Annotated in this window: 17 protein-coding genes and 2 pseudogenes; 12 read left to right on the top strand and 7 right to left on the bottom strand. The window is 60.3% G+C overall.

Annotated elements, in window-relative coordinates:
• Window positions 1-39 precede the first annotated feature (39 nt).
• The 4 genes and pseudogenes from guaA to ACSSVQ_RS03585 all read left to right on the top strand — a co-directional run.
• A complete protein-coding gene (gene guaA, locus ACSSVQ_RS03600) occupies window positions 40-1,596 on the top strand; it encodes a glutamine-hydrolyzing GMP synthase (RefSeq protein ID WP_454180864.1) in 1,557 nt (518 codons plus the stop codon).
• A 249-nt stretch (window positions 1,597-1,845) separates the two neighbouring features.
• Complete coding sequence (locus tag ACSSVQ_RS03595; protein ID WP_454180863.1) at window positions 1,846-4,680, top strand: type I restriction enzyme HsdR N-terminal domain-containing protein; 2,835 nt, start codon at window positions 1,846-1,848, stop codon at window positions 4,678-4,680.
• Window positions 4,681-4,725: 45 nt separating this feature from the next.
• A pseudogene (locus tag ACSSVQ_RS03590) lies at window positions 4,726-5,049 on the top strand (RpiB/LacA/LacB family sugar-phosphate isomerase); the annotation flags it as partial.
• A gap of 7 nt (window positions 5,050-5,056) precedes the next feature.
• A pseudogene (locus ACSSVQ_RS03585) lies at window positions 5,057-5,137 on the top strand (GMP synthase (glutamine-hydrolyzing)); the annotation flags it as partial.
• 19 nt (window positions 5,138-5,156) lie between these two features.
• Here ACSSVQ_RS03585 and ACSSVQ_RS03580 read toward each other — a convergent pair.
• The 7 genes from ACSSVQ_RS03580 to ACSSVQ_RS03550 all read right to left on the bottom strand — a co-directional run bounded on the left by ACSSVQ_RS03580 (window position 5,157) and on the right by ACSSVQ_RS03550 (window position 13,015).
• A complete protein-coding gene (locus ACSSVQ_RS03580) occupies window positions 5,157-6,434 on the bottom strand; it encodes a serine hydrolase domain-containing protein (RefSeq protein WP_454180862.1) in 1,278 nt (425 codons plus the stop codon).
• On the bottom strand, window positions 6,431-7,648 hold the full coding sequence (locus ACSSVQ_RS03575) for an amidohydrolase family protein (protein WP_454180861.1): 1,218 nt from the start codon (window positions 7,646-7,648) through the stop codon (window positions 6,431-6,433). The genes ACSSVQ_RS03580 and ACSSVQ_RS03575 overlap by 4 nt, the downstream gene beginning before the upstream one ends.
• A gap of 129 nt (window positions 7,649-7,777) precedes the next feature.
• On the bottom strand, window positions 7,778-9,640 hold the full coding sequence (gene ilvD, locus ACSSVQ_RS03570; RefSeq protein WP_454180860.1) for a dihydroxy-acid dehydratase: 1,863 nt from the start codon (window positions 9,638-9,640) through the stop codon (window positions 7,778-7,780).
• Between the two features lie 231 nt (window positions 9,641-9,871).
• On the bottom strand, window positions 9,872-10,363 hold the full coding sequence (locus ACSSVQ_RS03565; protein WP_454180859.1) for an anthrone oxygenase family protein: 492 nt from the start codon (window positions 10,361-10,363) through the stop codon (window positions 9,872-9,874).
• A gap of 14 nt (window positions 10,364-10,377) precedes the next feature.
• Window positions 10,378-11,193 carry a lysozyme inhibitor LprI family protein gene (locus tag ACSSVQ_RS03560; RefSeq protein ID WP_454180858.1) on the bottom strand — a complete coding sequence of 272 codons (816 nt, stop codon included), beginning with the start codon at window positions 11,191-11,193 and terminating at the stop codon, window positions 10,378-10,380.
• A 184-nt stretch (window positions 11,194-11,377) separates the two neighbouring features.
• Complete coding sequence (locus ACSSVQ_RS03555; RefSeq protein WP_454184642.1) at window positions 11,378-12,397, bottom strand: aspartate-semialdehyde dehydrogenase; 1,020 nt, start codon at window positions 12,395-12,397, stop codon at window positions 11,378-11,380.
• Between the two features lie 108 nt (window positions 12,398-12,505).
• Window positions 12,506-13,015, bottom strand: coding sequence for a MarR family winged helix-turn-helix transcriptional regulator (locus tag ACSSVQ_RS03550; protein WP_454184641.1), 510 nt, complete (start codon window positions 13,013-13,015; stop codon window positions 12,506-12,508).
• 167 nt (window positions 13,016-13,182) lie between these two features.
• Here ACSSVQ_RS03550 and ACSSVQ_RS03545 point away from each other — a divergent pair, with 167 nt between their 5' ends.
• From ACSSVQ_RS03545 to ACSSVQ_RS03510, 8 genes are all read left to right on the top strand, one after another.
• Entirely contained in the window at window positions 13,183-14,451 is a 1,269-nt protein-coding gene (locus ACSSVQ_RS03545) for a cytochrome P450 (protein ID WP_454180857.1), read from the top strand.
• Window positions 14,448-14,849, top strand: a complete 402-nt coding sequence (locus ACSSVQ_RS03540; RefSeq protein WP_293324027.1) for a nuclear transport factor 2 family protein — start codon at window positions 14,448-14,450, stop codon at window positions 14,847-14,849. Before ACSSVQ_RS03545 ends, ACSSVQ_RS03540 begins: the two co-directional genes overlap by 4 nt.
• Before the next feature lie 49 nt (window positions 14,850-14,898).
• Window positions 14,899-15,444: a tetratricopeptide repeat protein gene (locus ACSSVQ_RS03535; protein WP_454180856.1), complete on the top strand. Its 546-nt coding sequence runs from the start codon at window positions 14,899-14,901 to the stop codon at window positions 15,442-15,444.
• On the top strand, window positions 15,441-16,199 hold the full coding sequence (locus ACSSVQ_RS03530) for a hypothetical protein (RefSeq protein WP_454180855.1): 759 nt from the start codon (window positions 15,441-15,443) through the stop codon (window positions 16,197-16,199). Before ACSSVQ_RS03535 ends, ACSSVQ_RS03530 begins: the two co-directional genes overlap by 4 nt.
• Before the next feature lie 117 nt (window positions 16,200-16,316).
• Window positions 16,317-17,222 (top strand): hypothetical protein, encoded by a 906-nt coding sequence (locus tag ACSSVQ_RS03525; protein ID WP_454180854.1) that lies wholly within the window; start codon window positions 16,317-16,319, stop codon window positions 17,220-17,222.
• Window positions 17,219-18,091 (top strand): hypothetical protein, encoded by an 873-nt coding sequence (locus tag ACSSVQ_RS03520; protein ID WP_454180853.1) that lies wholly within the window; start codon window positions 17,219-17,221, stop codon window positions 18,089-18,091. Before ACSSVQ_RS03525 ends, ACSSVQ_RS03520 begins: the two co-directional genes overlap by 4 nt.
• Before the next feature lie 11 nt (window positions 18,092-18,102).
• Window positions 18,103-19,020 (top strand): hypothetical protein, encoded by a 918-nt coding sequence (locus ACSSVQ_RS03515; protein ID WP_454180852.1) that lies wholly within the window; start codon window positions 18,103-18,105, stop codon window positions 19,018-19,020.
• Between the two features lie 37 nt (window positions 19,021-19,057).
• Window positions 19,058-19,951: a hypothetical protein gene (locus tag ACSSVQ_RS03510; RefSeq protein WP_454180851.1), complete on the top strand. Its 894-nt coding sequence runs from the start codon at window positions 19,058-19,060 to the stop codon at window positions 19,949-19,951.
• The last annotated feature ends 6 nt before the right edge of the window (window positions 19,952-19,957 follow it).

The following is a 19,957-nucleotide window of genomic DNA, read 5'->3' as shown; positions in this document are numbered from 1 at the left end:
GCCATCCATAATCTGCCTTCCCCCGTATTGCCCCGGAACATGCCTATGACCGAAGACCGCATCCTCATCATCGATTTCGGCAGCCAAGTGACGCAGCTCATCGCCCGGCGTATCCGCGAAAGCGGCGTCTATAGCGAGATCGTGCCCTTCAACAAGGTGGAGGAGATGTGGGAGAGCTTCGGGCCGAAGGGCGTGATCCTGTCGGGAAGCCCGTCCAGCGTCAGCCGGGAGGGCAGCCCCCGCGCGCCGCAATTCGTCTTCGAGGCGGGGCTGCCGGTGCTGGGCATCTGCTACGGCCAGCAGACCATGACGCTGCAGCTGGGCGGCAAGGTGGAAGGCCATGACGAGCGCGAATTCGGCCGCGCCGCCATCGAGGTGCTGGAGGACAGCCCGCTTTTCGACGGCGTGGTGCAGAAGGGCGAGACGGAACCCGTCTGGATGAGCCATGGCGACCGGGTGGTGAGCCTCGCGCCGGGCTTCAAGGTGATCGGCCAGAGCCGGGGCGCGCCCTTCGCGGCCATCGCGGATGAGGAACGCCGCTTCTATGGCGTGCAGTTCCACCCGGAAGTTGTTCACACGCCGCGCGGGCGCGACATGCTGTGGAACTTCACGCACCGCATTTGCGGCTGCAAGGGCGACTGGACCATGGCCGCCTTCCGCGAAACCGAAATCGCCAAGGTGCGCGAGCAGGTGGGCTCGGGCCGCGTCATCTGCGGGCTGTCGGGCGGGGTGGATAGCTCAGTCGTCGCCGTGCTGCTGCATGAGGCCATCGGCGACCAGCTGCAATGCGTCTTTGTCGATACCGGCATGATGCGCGCGGGCGAATCCGCCGAGGTCGTCTCGCTCTTCCGCGACCATTACAACATTCCGCTCGTGGCGGTGGATGCGAGCGAGCTCTTCCTCGGCAAGCTCGACGGCGTGACCGACCCGGAACAGAAGCGCAAGATCATCGGCTCCACCTTCATCGACGTCTTCGAGGACGAGGCGAAGAAAGTGGGCGGCGCGGACTTCCTGGCGCAGGGCACGCTCTATCCGGATGTGATCGAAAGCGTGTCCTTCGCGGGCGGGCCGTCCGTCACCATCAAGAGCCACCACAATGTGGGCGGGCTGCCGGAACGCATGAACATGAAGCTGGTGGAGCCGCTTCGCGAACTCTTCAAGGACGAGGTGCGCGAGCTCGGCCGCGAACTCGGCCTGCCGGAACAATTCGTCGGGCGGCATCCTTTCCCCGGGCCGGGGCTCGCCATCCGCGTGCCGGGCGAGATCACGGGCGAGAAGCTGGAAATCCTGCGCAAGGCCGACACGATCTATCTGGAGGAAATCCGCGCGGCGGGCCTCTATGACCAGATCTGGCAGGCCTTCGCCGTGCTGCTGCCCGTGCGCACCGTGGGCGTGATGGGCGACGAGCGCACTTACGATTACGTCTGCGCGCTTCGCGCGGTGACGTCACTGGATGGCATGACGGCGGACTACTACCCCTTCAGCCACGAATTCCTCGGCCATGTTTCGACCCGCATCATCAACGAGGTGCGAGGCATCAACCGCGTCGTCTACGACGTGACCTCGAAGCCCCCCGGGACGATCGAGTGGGAGTGAGGGGGATTTGATTTGTCGAATGATGGTAGAAAATTTCTAAAGTTTTTCTGAATCCAAATAAACGATCAAAAACTAAAGTCAGGCCTACGTTTGGGCGGGATGTTTTGCGAGCGAAAATTTTTATACATTCAGCCAACGCTCTGCGTCCTTAGTTTAATTAAGGTGCCAAGATAGTTCCAACGAGTGAAGCGTCTGTGTGGACAAAGATTGTTGTAAGGCGGATACACCGTTTTATTGAGGGCAATAGTCGTGAACACATTCGACAATTTTTGGAATGCAATACCTGACCTTGGGGCGTTGGATAGCGAGGCCAATATCGAACTACGCCTTGTTGTCCCATTGCTAGAGTCTCTCGGCTACGACAGACGTGCTGATATTGCAGCTAAATATCCCGTCGAGTTTCAACAGGGCCGTGCTGGGCGCAAGCCGGAAGCAGATTTCGTCTGCTTTTATGGGCCGCTGCATGACAGGAACAACTCTCTGCTTGTTGTTGAAACCAAGGCGTCTAATGAAGCGTTGCCTAACGGTAAGGCACAAGGTGAATCCTATGCCCAAAACCTACGTGCGCCCTTGCTTCTTCTAACGAATGGGAAGGAGCTTGAAATCTGGCAACAGCAAGCAACTTTTGAAAGCGAATGTGTTCTGCAGATTTCAGTCAGTCAGCTGATTGAGAACAAGGGAAAGATCGAGAAATTTCTTAATAAAATTGCAGTCCGTGATTACTGTAAGACTCTAAAATTTAAGACGATTGTAGAGGCAACTGCGGACCTTGGTAGCTATGAAACTGCCGAGTTGACGCGAATGCTTTCTCGTCCCACGGCGGTGCGGCGAACTCTGACGCTAAAGCAAGTGGGAGCAGATGCTACCACAGTAGAGTCGGGTCAGTTGTTAGTGGCTTATCCAAAAGGAGCAATAATTGTTGGTTCATCAGGGTACGGAAAGACAACTCTGTCTCGCAGTGTCGCAAAGGAAGCAATAGAAGCCCGCTGGAGGGGAGAACGTGCGCTTGTTGCCATAGAAGCACCATTGCCAGCCTTGGAGGCATCTGGGTCCGACTTGTTTTCGTTCTTGCTTCAGCGGTTACAACCCCATCAGCCGGGAGTTACAGATCATAGCTTTCGAGACCTAGTTCGGGATGCTGGAGTAACGGTTATTTGCGATAGCTTGGATCGCACTAGCCGCAATTTTCAACGAAGGATTGAGGCAGATATCTCACTATTTTTGCGAGATTACCCAATGTCTCAGTTTTTTGTTTTTTCGCGTGCCGATGCAGAACCCACAATCGATATACCGACACTAGAGCTTGAACCTTTGTCGGATATGCAAATGCGTGAGATGGAGCAGATTATTCTCACAGACGGAAGCACTCAACATTATTCAATTATTGGAATGGCACCGCCAACTCTCCATTCGCTCTTTGGCAATCCGTTGATACTGGAATTGGCGTTGGGTCACTGGAAACGGCGCCGCGATTTCCCTCGGGATGTTGACATGCTGTTTCGTTCATGGCTGGAAGCCGTGCTGGATGCCGAACCAAACGACCAAATGTCCCGGCTCCATCGCGAATACGCACTCTCAATCATTGCTCAAGCAACTATAGAATCGCCGTTACCAAGCGCGAAAATAATCCAGCTTCTTAAAGAGAAAGAAACTAATGAGGATGTGCTGAACGAATTGGTACGATCCGATGCTGTGCGGGTACACAACTCCATGATGGAAGTGAAACATGATGGGTTGGCGGATTATCTGCGTGCGAAGGCATTGACGGAAAAGAGCGTGCCGGATCAGCTGATCGCAATATCCCGGTTGAAAGTTTCGTCGGACTCGTTTCTGCCTGTTCTTCTAATGTCACAACTGACAGATCTTAGTGCCCAAGGGGCACTTTGGGAGCGTATGACATCGGGATCGATTGAGACATATCTTGATGCCCTGAGATACAGGCGCGATACGTCCGATGATATGGAACGTCTGGGGCGGGAGGAGTTATCCCGTCGTTACCTGACAGATCTTTTGAATGGCGTTGATGAGCCGCTTGATGGATTCTTTCCAGCACTCCGTCCTGCCATCGTTGAACATTTGACAGAAGTGAGAAACAAACCTCTTTCAATCATAGGCAGAGCAAACTCGAATAGTCTTTCTTATAAAATATTTGCTAGAGACAAAGATTCTTCTCGCGTCGTGGTCGGTGATCCAGAGTTTCCAGGAACAATCCGTGGGGTTGATCTAAGTCTTTCTCGTTATCGAGCAGATAGCGCGAGGTTATTGGGTATGACGCTGCTAAGTAAGAGTATTGAGGAGGTTATTGATAAACTCGACATAGAAGGCGGAACTGCATGGGCGGGCGAACGTCTGATTGGTCGAGTACGTTTTCTGGCCGAGCGTTATGGCTTCCCTTTTTCAACGGATGATGACTTGTCCAAAATTGAGCGCTTGCTTCAGCCTCATGCGGACAAATGGTACCGGGAAGGCTCTCATTTGCACTTTCCCATTCAGTCTATGCTGGACGATATCATCAAGCTGCGTGCTGCTGGAACGAAAGCGCTCGATCCTTGGTGGTCGAGGCTGGGTTGGAATGACAAAAACGCAAGCGCCATAGCTGAGGGTGCACTTGAGCGTATCTTGGATGAGGAGTATCGGCGCGTTCAGATTATCTATAAAGAGATTGCTGAATCGTCGTTCAAGGGCTTTGTCAATGATATGATCTTCTACCCCATCCTTCCACTCAGATGGAATCTCAAAGTCGTCAAAGGTGATCCAATTGAGCGGACTTTTGTTATTTATCCGCGTTGGATACCAGTAAAGTCTTGGAATGATGCCGGTGCCGACGTTTCGTTCGACGGGCCATGGCCCGATCCAGTTCCGTCCGTAGACGAAGTTACAAAAAGCCTGATCGAGTTGGGGCGTAAACCCAATGTTCCCCACTATGGTGGATTTACAACCCACGCAGGTTACGACGGATCTACGCTGAATGGCCTCTTCAATGGTGCAACGCCAGTTACGAACAAAGTAATTTCATGGTTGAAGGAGGAAATGAAAAGGACCTTCCAAAACCTCCCATCTTGTGATGATTCTTTTTCTATTTGATAGAAGAGCCCCTAACCATTTCCACGAAAACGTGACAACCTCTCCATGACGACGAACAGCCGCATCGTTTTCTCCAGAGACCATGCCGCCATTCCGCTCCGGCAGGCCGTTGCCGCACATGTTGAGGCATAGGGCTTCGAGGTTGTCGATATCGGGCCGGTGACGCCGGAGAGCACGCGTTATCCCGAGCATGGCGCCGAGGTGGCGCGGCTTGTTGCTTCCGGCGATTGCAGATTGGGCATCATCCTGTGCGGCACGGAGCAGGGCATTATAATGGCGGCGAACAAGGTGAAGGGCATTCGCTGCGGCGTCTGCGCCGACACCTTTTCGGGCCGCATGATCCGTCAGCACAATGACGCCAACATGCTGTAGCTTGACCCGCATCATCAACGAGGTGCGAGGCATCAACCGCGTCGTCTACGACGTGACCTCGAAGCCCCCCGGGACGATCGAGTGAGAGTGAGGGCACGCGGGCGTCAGCTTCCGATGCGTCGCCATGCCCATGCGATGACGAAGCTGCCGATCAGGATAGCCAGCGCGCCATAGGCCAGACGGAGCAGTATCCGGCGCACCTCGAACATCGCCAGCGTATCGAGACCGACCTTGCCCGTGTGCCAGAAGACCCACTCGCCGCCGATCTCGGCGGCAAGCTTTGCATTGCCGGTTTCGAGCAGGACGATGCCGTCGCCCGTGGCCGGGTCGATGCGGGCCGTGGTGTTGATCGCCGGTGCGTTGTGCCCGTCATGGCCGACGACATAGCCGCCTTCGCCGTTCGGCGCATAGAGGCTTTCCCCGAGGCCCCAGACCGGGAAGCCGTAGAGGAATGCTTGGGGTTTGCGCATCTCTTCCAACGTTTCCGGCCGCAGGACGCCGCGTCCCGCCGGGGCTCCGTCGGGACGCGGCATTTGCGCCTGCAGGAAACGGGTCATGTCCTCAACGCAGCTATAGAGTGACGCGGCGGCGAGCGCGGTGAACCTGTAATGGACGGCCCTCGATCCGTCGGCGTCGTAAAATTCGGCGAGATGCGCGGGGTCGGGATCGACGAAGGTGGAGGAGGTCATGCCAAGCGGCCGAAGCACTGCGCGATGCATGAAATCGTCGAAGCTTTCATGCGTCACTTCTTCGATGAGGAGTTGCAGGATCAGATAGCCGCCGCCCGAATAGCGCCAGCGCGAGCCTGGCCGTGCGCCGACGCGCGTAACGCCTCTCGCCCCCGGCAGCGTGTCGTCCGCATGCGTCAGTTCCTCTTCGATCGTGGGCAGGGGCGTGTCCGGCGGATAGCCGAGAAAGCCCAGCCCGTCCGTCAACCCGGCGGTGTGGCTGAGCAGGCGGCGCACGGTGACCTTGTCGTTGTCGAATTCGCTTGGCGGCAAATGCCACCGGGTCAGATAGCGCGAGACCGGCGCGTCAAGCTCGATCCGGTGCTGCTCCACCAGAACCATGACGCCCCAGGCGGTGATCCATTTGCTCAGCGAGGCGACCTGGAAAAGGGATTTGGCATCGACGGGCTGGCCATGCGAGGCGAACCATGTTCGCGAAACATGGCCCTGCTCGAGTAATGCGATTGCGAAGTTGCCCTTCGACTCCGCCGTATAGCGGCTCTCCGCCCAGAGAAGAAAGCTGGCTGTGTCGCCCTTTGCCGCCACCATGGGCCGCCACCAGCCCTCGCGCGCGCCGACGGCGACAATGAGGGCCCAGATTGCAAATGCCAGGCACGCGCCGAGAGCAAGGCCCGCCACAAGCTTCAGGGTCATGCGCCGCCCTCGACAACCGCGCCGCGATGGATGACGCGTTCGATGGCGCCGTCTTCGCCGAGGGCGGCGATGTTTTCGAGCGGGTCGATTTTCGTCAGGACCATATCCGCCGCCGCGCCGGGCGTGAGCGTGCCGATCTTTCCTTCCAGGCCGCAGAGACGCGGATTGACGACATACATGGCGCGCAGGATGTCCGCCGGCGTTTCGACCTCCGCGCGGATCGCGAATTCGCGGCGCTGGCGCGACTGGCTTTCGCCGATGAGATCCGTGCCCCAGCCAAGCGTGACGCCGGCCTCGCGGGCGATTTCGAGCGAGCGGAGCCCTGCGTCCAGCACCTTGCTGTTCTTGACGAGATTGGCCGCCGGGAACCCCATCTGGCGCCCGATAAGGTCCATCGCCTCATAGGTGGAAAGGGTGGGCACCATCACCGCGCCATGCCGCGCGACGGCGGCGGCGGCGTCCGCGTCGATCATGTTGCCATGCTCGATGGTGTGGACGCCGTTCTCCACCGCCATGGTTATCGATTCCGGCGAATAGGCATGCGCGGCCACATAGGTCTGACGGTGACGCGCCTCCTCGCAGGCGGCCATGATTTCGGCTGCCGTGTACTGAACGGATTCCAGCGGGTCGGCGGGCGAGGCGACGCCGCCCGAGACATGGATCTTGATGAAGTCCGAGCCGTCGCGCAGATTGTGCCGCGCGGCCTTGCGCACCGCGTCCGGCCCGTCGGCGACGATGCCGAAGGCGGTGTGGCGCATTTCGCAGGCGCAGGTCGGCACGGGGCGGGGGCCCGATTCCGCATCGCCATGTCCGCCCGTCTGGGTGAGCATCCGCCCGGCGCGGATAATGCGCGGGCCTTCGGCCATGCCGGCCCGGATGGCGCGCATCAGCCCTTCGACATCGCCGCCCAGATCGCGCACCGTGGTGAAGCCGCGCTGTAGCGTTTCCTTTGCGAGACGCGCCATGACGATGCCGAACTCGACCTCGGACCAGCGCTGAAGCTTTGCGAAATCGAGCGTCGCGAGGCGGAAATGCACATGCGCGTCGATGAAGCCGGGCAGCAGGAAGCTGCCCCTGGCGTCGATCTCGACATCCGCGGAGGCGTTTTCGCCAATGGCGACGATCTTGCCATCCTCTGAAACGACAGGGCCGTCCTCGACGAAGGCCATGTTCTCCACATCGAGCCGCCGCGCATTTCTGATGACAAGCCGCATTGTTCCCCCTCTATCCGCCGCATCGCCCCGGCCATGTTGTTTGCGCTCATCATAGGGGAGAGCGGGCAAAACAAAAACGGCAGGGGATGACCCTGCCGTTCGTTTGTTCCTGCCGAAGAGTTGGCGGCGTCAGTGGATGCCCGCCGCCTTGTCGATGGCGTCCTTGTCGCGCACGGCGCCCTTGTCGGCGCTGGTGGCGAAAGCGGCATAGGTCTTGAGCGCGGTGGAGATGGCGCGCTTGCGCGGCTTCACCGGCCGCCAGCCCTTTTTATCCTGTTCGGCCCGACGCTCCGCGAGTTCCTCGTCGCTCACCCGCGCCGCGATGGTGCGGCCCGGCACGTCGATGTCGATGAGGTCGCCGTCCTGCACGAGGCCGATGGCGCCGCCTTCCGCTGCTTCCGGCGAGGCATGGCCGATGGACAGGCCCGAGGTGCCGCCGGAGAAACGTCCGTCGGTGACGAGCGCGCATTTGGCGCCCAGACCCTTCGACTTCAGATAGGAGGTCGGGTAGAGCATTTCCTGCATGCCGGGGCCGCCGCGCGGGCCTTCATAGCGGATGACGACGACGTCGCCTTCCTTGATCTTGCCGGTCAGGATGGCGCTCACCGCATCGTCCTGGCTTTCGAAGATCCGGGCCGTGCCGGTGAATTTCAGGATGCTGTCATCGACACCCGCCGTCTTCACCACGCAACCATTGAGCGCGATATTGCCGTAGAGAACGGCCAGCCCGCCATCCTTGGAAAAGGCGTGCTCGACATTGCGGATGACGCCGCCCTCGCGGTCGAGGTCGAGGCTTTCCCATTTGCTGTCCTGGCTGAACGCCGTCTGGGTCGGCACGCCGCCGGGCGCGGCAAGGAAGAGCTCCTTGGCAGCGGGGCTCGCCGTGTTGCGGGCGATGTCCCATGTGTCGAGCGCTTCGGCCATCGTCGCGGCATGGACGGTCGGCAACCGGTTGTGCAGCAACCCGCCGCGGTCCAGTTCGCCGAGGATCGACATGATGCCGCCCGCGCGATGCACGTCTTCCATATGCACATCGTCCTTGGAGGGCGCGACCTTGCAGAGCACCGGCACGCGGCGCGACAGCCGGTCGATATCGGCCATGGTGAAGTCGATCCCGCCTTCGGAGGCGGCGGCGAGAATATGCAGCACCGTATTGGTGGAGCCGCCCATAGCGATGTCGAGCGACATGGCGTTCTCGAAGGCTTCCTTGGTGGCGATGGAGCGCGGCAGCACGGAGGTGTCGTCCTGCTCGTAGCAGCGCCTGGCAAGATCGACGATGCGGCGGCCCGCCTCGAGGAAGAGTTCTTCGCGCGCGGCATGGGTGGCCAGCGTCGAGCCATTGCCCGGCAGGCTGAGGCCCAGCGCCTCGGTGAGGCAGTTCATCGAGTTCGCGGTAAACATGCCCGAGCAGGAGCCGCAGGTGGGGCAGGCCGAGCGCTCGATGGTCTGGACTTCCTCGTCGCTATAGCCCTCATCGGCCGCGGCGACCATGGCGTCCACGAGGTCGAGCGCTTTCGTCTTGTCGCGCAGTTCCACCTTGCCGGCTTCCATCGGGCCGCCGGAGACGAAGACCGCCGGAATGTTGAGCCGCATGGCGGCGTTCAGCATGCCGGGCGTGATCTTGTCGCAATTGGAGATGCAGACCATCGCGTCGGCGCAATGGGCGTTGACCATATATTCCACGCTGTCGGCGATGATCTCGCGCGAGGGCAGGGAATAGAGCATGCCGTCATGGCCCATCGCGATTCCGTCATCGACCGCGATGGTGTTGAATTCCTTGGCGACGCCGCCGGCCTTTTCGATTTCGCGGGCGACGAGCTGGCCGAGATCCTTCAGATGTACATGGCCGGGCACGAACTGGGTGAAGGAATTCACCACGGCGATGATCGGCTTGCCGAAATCGCCTTCTTTCATACCGGTGGCGCGCCACAAGCCGCGGGCGCCGGCCATGTTGCGGCCATGGGTCGTGGTGCGTGAACGATAGCTGCCCATGATGATCTGGTCCTCGTGCTACTTCTGTCGCCGTCGGGGCTGTTCCCGACGCGGCGGGAGAATAGTCCTTGCAGCCGCCTGCGTCGAATGTCTCTTTAGAGGTGGCTATTCGGCCCGCCGGGATGAAGGGGGTGGAGATAAAAATACCACCTTCGTCAACAGTTTAGCAGGAGAGGGCGGAGCGTGCCTTGCTCCCGGCAGGGCGGAAAGGCCATACCCGCGACCGGGGTATCAGCCGAATTCCTGCTCCGCAGCCGCGATCGAAAAGGCGATGGCCGCGAGAAGCGAGGTCACCGTGCGCAGATGGTTCCATTTCGTCCAGCGCGAGAGATAGCGGGACCACACGCCGTCGGCCTCCGGCGAGGCGGCATCGGTGCGCTCCAGCTCATTGTTGAGCGGCACGTTGAAGACGATGGTGCTGACGAAAGAGGTCACGAAATAGAGCAATGCGCCGATGAGGGCGTAGCCCGAGCGCAGGCCGCCCCAGCCGAGCCACCAGGCGGCGATAAGGAAGAGGCTTAATATCGCGCTGCCGAAAAAGGCAGGCAGGAAAAGCGAGCGGACGATCACCCGGTTGATGGACTGCATGGCGCTCATGCCGTGCTCGCGCGGGATTTCGGCAAAGGCCCGCATGATGAAGGCCGAGAAGGCGAAATAGATCCCGCCAATGATGGCGCAGCCGATGGCGGCGAGCAGCAGGGCAGCAAAGACGATGAACGACATGATGCGTTCTCCCTTCAGTTTCCGGGCGGGTCTTCCTGATAGACGGTCTTCATGTGGCCGTCGCGCCAGGCCAGCATGAGCAGGCATTTCTTTTCAGGGCCGAGGCCTGCGCCGCAACGTGACTTGTCGACCTCGATGCGGATGACCGCGCCGTCCGGCCCGTCTTCGATGGCGCGCAGCGCACCCGTCTCACGGATCGGGTGACGGTAGCCCTTGCCCGACAGCGCGATTTCCATGTCGCAGCCATTATTGTGACAGAAGGCCGTCGCCGCGCCCTTGCAGGCGAGATGGCGCTTGTCGATCAGATAGTCGGGCTTGCCGTCGCCGTCGAAATCCTGCGTGCGGACGAAGGCAGGGGCGTCCGCGCCGCCATCGAGCCTGCCGCCGAGCTTGCGACATTCGGCCCGGGTTTCGGCGACGAGCGCGCTCACCGCGACGGGCAGCGTGAACATCTGATCGGCCTGCAGGTAACGGTAATAGTCCGAGGCCTGACGGATATTGTCTTTCAGTACGGCGATCCGTGCGCGATAGGCGCTACGCAGGCAGTCCACATTGCTGCCGCAGATCTTACGGGTCTGCAGAAAGGCTTGCGCATCCTCGCGGCGCGCATTCAGCACGCCCATCGTGCCGAGCGGCATCTGTTTATAGGCAAACCAGAGCGCGCCCATCTCGCTGTCGAGCGCGGAAAGGTCCGGCGTCCGGCAGACGGTCGTTTCGTCCGGCGCCGCTGCGCGGGCGCAGTCGAAACTCGCCGCGGAAGCGGTGGAGGGCATGGCGCCCATGACGCATGTGAGCAGGAAAGCGGAGAGGAGAAGCTGGCGGATCGTCATGTCGCAATCGGGCTTTCACGTTTCTTGTTGTCGAAGATCGTTTGTCGCAATCACCCATTATGCATAATTTGACGGATCGGGACGGTTCCGGCTTTGGATATTTATGACCCCTCGGAAGACGCCACCCGAAACGAAAAAGGCCCCGGCGTGCAACCGGGGCCTTTCGCATGTCGTTTTCCGGCGCTTACTTCACCAGCAATTCGCCGATCTGGACCGCGTTGAGGGCGGCGCCCTTGAGGAGCTGGTCGCCGGCCACGAAGAGCGAGATCGACTTGCCGCTTGGATCGGAAATGTCCTGCCGGATGCGGCCGACCAGAATGTCGTCCTCGCCCGACGCATCCTTCGGCATGGGGAAGTAGTTCTTCTCGCGGTCGTCCACCACTTTCACGCCCGGCGCGGTGGAGAGGATGCCCTTCACCTCGGCAACGGAAATCGGCTTTTCACATTCGAAGTCGATGGCTTCGCAATGGGCGCGCAGCACCGGCACGCGCACGCAGGTCGCGGTGACGCGGATGTCGGCATCGGCGAAGATCTTCTTCGTCTCCTTCACCATCTTCAGCTCTTCTTCGTTGTAGCCGTTTTCCGGATCGATATCGGAATTGTGGCTGAAGACATTGAAGGGGTAGGGGTGCGGAATGATCTTCTGCTCGAAGGGCTCGCCCGCAAGATGCGCGCGGGTGGCCTCTTCCAGCTCGTCCATCGCCGCCTGACCCGCGCCCGACGCGGCCTGATAGGTCGCGGCGATGATGCGCGTGATGCGGTTCTTCCGATGGATCGGCCAGAGCGGCGTGATCGCGATGATGGTCGAGCAGTTGGGATTGGCGATGATGCCCTTATGGTCCGCCGCCGCTTCCGGATTGATCTCCGGCACGACGAGAGGCACATCGGGGTCCATGCGGAAGGCCGACGAATTGTCGATCATCACCGCGCCGGAACGCTTCACGGCGTCGGCGAATTTGCGCGAGATGCTGCCACCTGCCGAGAAGAAGGCGATATCGACACCCTGAAAGCTCTCCTCGGTCAGTTCCTCGACCGTGATCTCCTCGCCCCGGAATGTCATGGTTTTGCCGGCCGAGCGCGCGGAGGCCAGCAGTTTCAGTTTCGAGACCGGGAAGTTCCGCTCTTCGAGACATTTCAGCATCTCCACGCCGACGGCGCCTGTGGCGCCCGCAATGGCGATGACGGGATTGGAAATCGCGCTCATATCTACTCTTTCGCTCAAGGGGACGCCTTTTTGGAGAACGGGCCGGGGCGCCTGCCGGATTGATGGCGAGCGTATATCAGCGCCTCCGCCCCCTAGGCAAGGCGAGGCTCAGTCCTGGCGGAAGCCGTCCACGATCTCGGTAATGCGCTTGAAGAAGTGAAGGCCCTGCTCGATTTCCTCGTCGCTCATGTGATCGACGATCCGCTGAACGAAGGCCTCGCCCCCGGCGATCATGCGTTTCATATGGGTTTCGCCCTTGGGCGTGAGCTTGACGATCTTCTCCCGGCCGGAGCGGGGGTCTTCCACAAGCCGCACCAGGTCCAGCGGCGGTTGGGCCATGCCGCGCAAGGCCTTGGTAACGGCGCCGCCCGAGATTTCGAACCAGGCTTCCAGCGAGCGCTCGATGGCCTTGCGGTTCATCTCCCGGCCCTCGCGGCCTTCCGAATGGATAAGCCAGAGCATGGCCACCTGATGGCGGCTGAGCATCCCGCCGCGCAGCGCATCCTCGACGCCGATCCCGGCCTTGTAGTGGATCGGATAATAATATTCGAGAAAGCGCAGCGCCGCGTCCGGGATGGCCTTTGCCGCCTTGCCTTTGCCGCCGCCTGTTGTCTTCACCGCCAAACTCGCCTCCTGGAACCGTTCGCGCTGCCCGCGAATCCGCGCGGGAATTGTAGGCCGGGCATCCGGTCTCATCACGATCCAAACAGTTTACAAAAGAAATAGTTTATGAAAGAAACATTATGCGCATGGGAGGTGCGCCAGGTCGAAAAAGGGAGGACGACATGCCGGATCAAGGGCCGAACGGCCGGGATGAAGAGGCCGCCGCGCTGGTAGCGGCGCTGCCCAGAGGCGACACCATCGCCGCGCCTTATGAACTCTATGACCGGCTCAGGCCTTTCGGTCCGGTCTATGGCTATCGCGACTACCCGCCGGGAACGGTGCCGGAGGCGGACGACCCCGTGACCGCCTGGGTGCTGCTCGATTATGAGCATGTCTCGGCAGCGGCCCGCGATCACAGGATTTTCTCCTCGCGCGATCCGCTACAGGAACAATCTTCCGCGCCGACGCTGATGCTGGTCAATCATGACAATCCGGAACATGACCGGCTGCGCGGCATCGTCAATCTCGCCTTTTCAAGGCGCCGCATCGAGGAACTGGAGCCCTGGGTGGCGGGCATCGTCGCCGACATGGTGACGCCGCTTCGGGGCGAGGTGGAGGTGATGGAAGCGCTGTCGGCGCGCATCCCGGCCCGCATCATGGTGGGATTGCTCGGCCTGCCCGAAAGCATTATCGACCGCTTCCGCCGCTGGGCGACCGCCTTCATGCTCTCCGCCGATCTGAGCCCCGCCGACCGCGAGGCGAGCAATGCCGAACTGGTCGGCTATTTCATCGAGACGGTGAGCGATCTCGACCGCAGGTTGAAGGCAGGCGAAGAGGTACCGGACTCGCTCATCACCGCGCTGCTGACGGCGGAGATGGAAGGCGAGAAGCTGACCCTCGACGAGGTGATCCGCTTCTGCATCACGCTCGTCGTGGCGGGCGCGGAGACGACGACCTTCCTGCTCGGCAATCTGCTGCACAATCTGGCCGCCATGCCGGATGTCCGCGCGCAGCTCGCCGCCGACCGTTCGCTTGTCGGGGCCTTTATCGACGAAAGCCTGCGCCATGGCGGGCCGCCGCAGCGGCTGTTCCGTATCGCTACGCAGGATGTAGAGATCGGCGGGCGGCGTATCAAAGAGGGAGACTGGGTGGCGCTCTTCTTCGCCGCGGCCAATCACGACCCGGCCATGTTTCCCGCTCCGGAGGTTTTCGACATAACCCGGCCGAACCTCAACAAGCAGCTCACCTTCGGCGTTGGCATTCATCATTGCCTCGGCTCGGCGCTGGCGCGGATGGAGGGCAGGGCGCTCATCGAGGCGATACTAGACCGCATGGACGAGATCTCGGTCGGCAGCGAGGCCCCGGTGCCGCAGCGCGCAAGCCTGCTCAATCACGGTTTCGACCGGCTGAGCCTTCGTTTTACGCCCCATCGGCAGGGAGAAGCGGCATGAGCGAGACGCAAAAGAACATCGAGGCGACGCAGGCGCTCTTCGCGGCCTTCGGCGCGCAGGACATTCCCGGCATCATGGAATTCCTTCACCCCGACATCGGGATCGAATTCTACGGCCCGCAAGTCATTCCCTATGCCGGCACCTATAGCGGCCTGGAAGAATGCCGGGGCTTTTTCGAGACCGTGCTTTCCTCCGTCGATATTCACCAGTTCGACGCGGAAGAATTCATCGCCGAGCGGGACAAGGTGGTCGTGACGGGCCATCTCAACCTGACGGCGAAAGCGACCGGACGCAGCATCGATTCCGACTTCGTGCATGTCATCACGCTGAAGGACGGCAAATGGCTGCGCTTTCGCGACTTCATGAACACCGCGGTCGCCGTCGCGGCTTTCGCCTGACCGCCGAACAAGGTAGTCTCCCGGCTCTGTAAAAGAGCGAGATGACGAGATGTTCGGTAAAGCGGGATTTGCTGTTTCTGGGTTTTGTGCGCTGTCGGTTCTTGCCGGCGCCGTTATGGCGGGTGTCGTGCCCGCGCGTGCGGACGCCGTCGATCAGGCGAATTTCTGCTTCGTCTATACGAGCGGCGGCCAGAACGACAAGGCGATCGAGGCCTGCAGCAAGGCGATTGCCTCCGGCGACCTGCAGGACGCGGACCTCGTCAGCGCATTGATCAACCGCGGTGTGGCCTACAAGGCCGAAGGCAAGCTCGATGCCGCCATCGGCGACTACAGCCGCGCGCTGAAGCTCGTGCCGCAGGATGCGCTGGTGTTGAGCAACCGGGCCAATGCCTATCTGGAGAAGGGCGATCTCGACGCGGCCGAGGACGACATCAAGAAGTCCCTCGACATCGATCCCAAATCCGCCGCCGCCTGGTATGTCAGCGGCGAGATCAAGGACGCGAAGGGCGAGCCCGGCGCGCGCAAGGATTACATCCAGGCGCTGGCGCTTGCGCCGGACAACAAGACCTATCGGGCGAAGGTGGCCGGCAAATGAGTGCCCATAAGCTGGACGTCATGGCCACGGTCGCGGAAGCCTATCGCGGCGCCTGGACCCATTTCAGCGACATGTTCCGCCTCATCTGGCTGGCGGGTGCGCTTTATATCCTTCTCTCTGTCGGGACGATTTTTCTCGATCCGAAGACGGACACGGTTTTCTTCCTGCTGCTGGAACTCGCCTCGCTCTTTCTCTGGCCGATCGTCGCCGTCACCTGGCATCGCTTCATTCTGCTGGGCGACGAACCGGCGGGCCGTATTCATTTCTCCTTCGGACGGCGCGAGGCGCGGTTCCTGCTCGTGACCATCATGCTGTCGCTGTTCATGGTGCCGGGCTTCCTCAGCTTCATGCTGGTCGGCGCTCTGGCGCAGGACGGGCAGGGCTCACAGCTGGCTGCGATGATCGCAATTGTCGGCATCGCCTTGCTGATGGCGGGCGTCTTTTTCATGGTTCGCCTGTCCCTGCTTCTGCCCGCGGTGGCGGTGGATGAGGCGGTCAATGCCGGGCGCATGCTGGAACGCACGAAAGGCAATTTCTGGCGGCTTTTCGGTGTTGCGGCCCTGTCGGCGCTGCCCTTCTTCGCCGCCCTCATGCTGTTCGACGTCTTGCCGCTGGCGCTCAAGGCCATCGGAACGGCCATCGTGATGCTGTTCTACGCCATCGTGAATGTCGCCGTGCTGTCCATCGCCTATCGCGAACTGGCAGGCCCGGCGGGCACCCACGCGCCGGAACCGGAAATCGACGCATCGCTCTGACGTCTCCGCGCCGCCGCAAAGGGGTGATTTTGCGCTGGACGGAGGCTGCCTCCTCTCTAGAATATTGATTTCATGATGCGGCGCGGGAGGGCGCGCTGCAACCTTGGGGGAGGTCACATGAACAAGCTGCCGGTTATCTCGTCCGTGAGCGAAGTGTTTACGGGCGTCACACGCCATTATTTCCAGCTTCTTTTTGCCGTATGGCCCGCAGTCGTCATTTTGTTGGGTGTTGCGGCATTGGTGACCTTGCTTGTGTTCTACGGCGTGGGGCCGGAGGGAATGGCGCAGATCATCAGGAATGATACCGGGCTGGAGGGAGGACTGACCGGCTCGGCCGGGCCGTCGGACAAAATCAGTTCGTTTTTAATCTCGGCCGGAATTGTGCTGGGCGCGCTACTGGTCGGCGCAATGGGAGCGGTACGGTGGCACCGGTTTGTTCTTCTTGGCGAAGGAGGTGGGACTTCTGGGCTTGCTCACTTTTTGCGGGCGGAAGATGGACGCTATCTCTGGACGACAGTCAAAATCTGGCTGATCACCGTGGCAGTTGTGATTGCCGTGTGGTCGGTCCTTCAAATCTTCGCCGTGAAGGGGCTCGGTGGACTTGCGCTAATTGCCGTGCCTTTGCTCTTTATTGGTTTGATTGCCGGCGCGGTGGCGCTTTTGCGTATGTCTCTTGCGCTGCCCGATGCGGCCGTCGGCCGGGGAGGGCGCATACGGTTCGTCTTTGCACAAAGTAGTGGAAATGGCGGAGAGCTGCTCGGCTTCTCCATATTGCTCTCAATTCTATCGATGATACCGGCTCTGGTGTTTCAGGGGATGGGGGTGGCGTTGCAGAGTTGGTTCCACCATCAGGGCATCGAAGAGCATTGGCTGTTCCTCGTACTGGGAACGACCGCCAGTGTCGGCGTATCCCTCTATTTCGCCATGCTGCAGGTCACGATGCTTTCGGTCGCCTACCGAGAGATCATCGGTTTACCGGATACGGTCGTATCGACGGCCAATATTCAAGGGGGAGACTCATGAAAAAGCTGCCTGTCTTTGCGTCCGTACGCGAAGTGCTTTCGGGTGTTTCAAGCCACTATTTTCAACTGATTTTAGCGTCCTGGCCCGCGATCCTGCTGTTGCTCGCAGCATTCGGTACCATGAATTATCTCGGTGCCGATTTCATGGAAGCCTCGCAGAAGAATGACCGGGAAGCGACCAAAGCGGCACTGGAGCATCTCTTCTCGGGCGGAACCGGTCTTGTCTTGATCCTGGTACTTCTTCTGTTTGTGCTGACGAGTGCAATCGCGGCGGTGCGCTGGCACCGTTTCGTCCTGCTGGGAGAAGGGGCCGATAGGGGCTACGGACAAATCCGGATTCTGCGTGGCGAAGACGGTTCATATATCTGGACATCCATCAAACTCGGGCTCGTCTACCTGCTTTTCGCCGTGGCGGTCGGGATCTTCGTTGTGCTGGGGGCATCGATCGCCCACGCGATTGGCGGCGGCGAGGAGAAAGGCAGTGGAGCAAGCATGCTCCTCTTTCTGGGGATAACAATCATCTACCTTGGGGTGCTTCTGGTTTTCTTCCGCCTGATGATCGCCCTTCCGGATGCGGCGTTGGGGCAAGGTGGACGTGTCATGGAGGCGTTCCGACGCACGCGGGGCAACAGTTGGCGCTTGCTGGGTGCTTTCCTTATTTTGCTGGTGACGGCCGCCATCCTGATGGTCATTGCGGGCCTAGTCCTTGGCGCACTGTCCGGCATCGGCCTCGTGGGTACCGTAATCGGCGACATCCTCTATGCGGGCGTATATCTCTTCTCCCTGATGGTCCAGATCACCATGCTCTCGGTGGCCTATCGTGAGATCGTCGGGATGCCGGGCGAAGAGGTGTCGGAGGCCGCCGTCTAGGGAGAGTTCTCATGAACAAGCTTCCGGTCTTTGCAACCTTTCGCGAAGTGTATGCGGGCGTGACGCGCCACTACATTCAATTGCTGGGTGCCGCTTGGCCTGCCGTCGCACTCATGGTTGCCATGAGCTTCGCCGTGTACGGATATCAGGAATGGAGCGGTTACAATGATGCCGCCCGCGCTTTTCTGAAGAATCCGAATCCGGAAGATTTCAAAAACCTGCAACGGATGACCGGAACCATCCCGGCGCGGATACTGACCTGGGGTTCGTCAATCGTGACATTCGCCGCTGGCGCGGTCGCCGCTGTTCGCTGGCATCGTTTCGTTCTTCTGGGAGAAAAAGGTTTCTCAGGACAGCCGTCCCTCCGCAGGGTGAGGCGCGAGGACGGCGCCTATGTTTGGGCGATGATCAAGCTGGGGCTGGTCGTGGCTCTGTGGACAATTTTCGGAGTCATTCTTTTTGCTTTCTACGGCAGCCAAACGGGACTTTCGGAGCATTTAAAAAACAATGGCCTTCTCTCGACAGTATTTTCATTGGCCGTTTTTGCGGGCCTTTGCGGTGGGTTGGCTCTGATATTGAGAGGGGCGCTCGTTCTGCCTCATGCGGCCCTAGGCGAGGGCAGCAGACTGGGAGATGTTTTCGGACGGAGTTCGGGAAACGGCCTGCGCCTGCTGGGGCTGGCGGTGTTGCTGTACCTGCCGTTTATGCTGCTGATAGTCGTGGCACTCCTCGCAAGCGGAGGAAGCCTGTTTCGGCTTGCCACAGGACTGACTGTAGATGGGCTGGGCGTGACGTGGTTACTGACTTCGCTGATCGGCACGGCGATCTATTTTTATGTCGTCATGCTGCAGGTCACCATGCTCTCCGTTTCCTATCGCGAGATCGTGGGGCTGCCGGAAGACACGCGCTCGCCGGAGGTCGTTGCATGAGGTCACGAGACACGAATGCCGCGGCGGTTGCTCCGCGATGAAGCTCCCCGTCATCGCCACGATCCGCGAGGTTCTCGTCGAGACGTCGCTGGGGGGTGGGCGATATTTGAAGGCGGCGCCCTTCCATCTGCTGATGGTTGCGACAGGATTCGCTCTTTATCTCCTGTCAGCTTATCGGTCCGGTGTTTATGACTGGCTGGTTCTGTGGGGGTTCGGCATTTCAGCACGGGATGGGCCTCTGGCCCTGCGCCTCGGAGGACCGGAATACTGGATCGGTCTTTTCCTCATACTCGCCGGTCTCATATTCGCGATGGCTCGCTGGTATCGGCTTGTGCTTTTCGGCGAACGGAGCAGTCTCTTTCTAGACCGGGCGGACCGGGTGTTTTTCATCGCCTGGCTGAAAGTTCAGATCATTGACCTTGCGCTCGCCCTAGCGGGCGCTCTGCTGTTGGTGAGATCCGTGACGTACTCGATTGATCTGGATTTGCGTTCCTCGATTCATCTCAGTCCGGGGGCATTCAGCTTCATATTCTTGCTGTTTCGCTGGGTAGGCGACCTTCTTGTCGCGGCAATCAAAGTCCGCATCATGATGCTTCTGCCCGGCGCTGCGATTGAGGAACAGCGCTCGCTGTGGCGAGCGATCTGGGCCTCTCATGGCAATACCTGGCGTCTGGTGGTCTGCGATGTGCTTCTTTCCTTGCCGGTGAACGTACTCAGAGTGGGCGTTCTTGCGGCGGCGAGCTATTGGTCGTGGCAGGAGGGCGCAGCCTACGGCACGATTGCCGGTGGGCCGGGGCTCATCATTGTCTTTCTTCTCGGCGTACCGTTGTTCCTTTACTCCCACATGCTCCAGACTACGCTCTTCGCCGTCGCCTATCGCGAGATCATCGGGCTGGAGGGCGACGGGGAATCGCTGGAGGTAACTGCCTGACACTAT

This window comes from Parvibaculum sp. MBR-TMA-1.3b-4.2, from assembly GCF_053628815.1.
This window is presented reverse-complemented; position numbering and strand designations above follow the sequence as displayed.

What these genes read in the sequence shown, in the direction of transcription:
- ACSSVQ_RS03520 (WP_454180853.1), top strand. Translation starts at nt 17,219, where the DNA reads ATGAAAAAGCTGCCTGTCTTTGCGTCCGTACGCGAAGTGCTTTCGGGT.
- ACSSVQ_RS03555 (WP_454184642.1), bottom strand. Translation starts at nt 12,397, where the DNA reads ATGAGCGCGATTTCCAATCCCGTCATCGCCATTGCGGGCGCCACAGGC.
- ACSSVQ_RS03535 (WP_454180856.1), top strand. Translation starts at nt 14,899, where the DNA reads ATGTTCGGTAAAGCGGGATTTGCTGTTTCTGGGTTTTGTGCGCTGTCG.
- ACSSVQ_RS03510 (WP_454180851.1), top strand. Translation starts at nt 19,058, where the DNA reads ATGAAGCTCCCCGTCATCGCCACGATCCGCGAGGTTCTCGTCGAGACG.
- ACSSVQ_RS03540 (WP_293324027.1), top strand. Translation starts at nt 14,448, where the DNA reads ATGAGCGAGACGCAAAAGAACATCGAGGCGACGCAGGCGCTCTTCGCG.
- ACSSVQ_RS03525 (WP_454180854.1), top strand. Translation starts at nt 16,317, where the DNA reads ATGAACAAGCTGCCGGTTATCTCGTCCGTGAGCGAAGTGTTTACGGGC.
- ilvD (WP_454180860.1), bottom strand. Translation starts at nt 9,640, where the DNA reads ATGGGCAGCTATCGTTCACGCACCACGACCCATGGCCGCAACATGGCC.
- ACSSVQ_RS03565 (WP_454180859.1), bottom strand. Translation starts at nt 10,363, where the DNA reads ATGTCGTTCATCGTCTTTGCTGCCCTGCTGCTCGCCGCCATCGGCTGC.
- ACSSVQ_RS03545 (WP_454180857.1), top strand. Translation starts at nt 13,183, where the DNA reads ATGCCGGATCAAGGGCCGAACGGCCGGGATGAAGAGGCCGCCGCGCTG.
- ACSSVQ_RS03580 (WP_454180862.1), bottom strand. Translation starts at nt 6,434, where the DNA reads ATGACCCTGAAGCTTGTGGCGGGCCTTGCTCTCGGCGCGTGCCTGGCA.
- guaA (WP_454180864.1), top strand. Translation starts at nt 40, where the DNA reads ATGCCTATGACCGAAGACCGCATCCTCATCATCGATTTCGGCAGCCAA.
- ACSSVQ_RS03530 (WP_454180855.1), top strand. Translation starts at nt 15,441, where the DNA reads ATGAGTGCCCATAAGCTGGACGTCATGGCCACGGTCGCGGAAGCCTAT.
- ACSSVQ_RS03575 (WP_454180861.1), bottom strand. Translation starts at nt 7,648, where the DNA reads ATGCGGCTTGTCATCAGAAATGCGCGGCGGCTCGATGTGGAGAACATG.
- ACSSVQ_RS03560 (WP_454180858.1), bottom strand. Translation starts at nt 11,193, where the DNA reads ATGACGATCCGCCAGCTTCTCCTCTCCGCTTTCCTGCTCACATGCGTC.
- ACSSVQ_RS03515 (WP_454180852.1), top strand. Translation starts at nt 18,103, where the DNA reads ATGAACAAGCTTCCGGTCTTTGCAACCTTTCGCGAAGTGTATGCGGGC.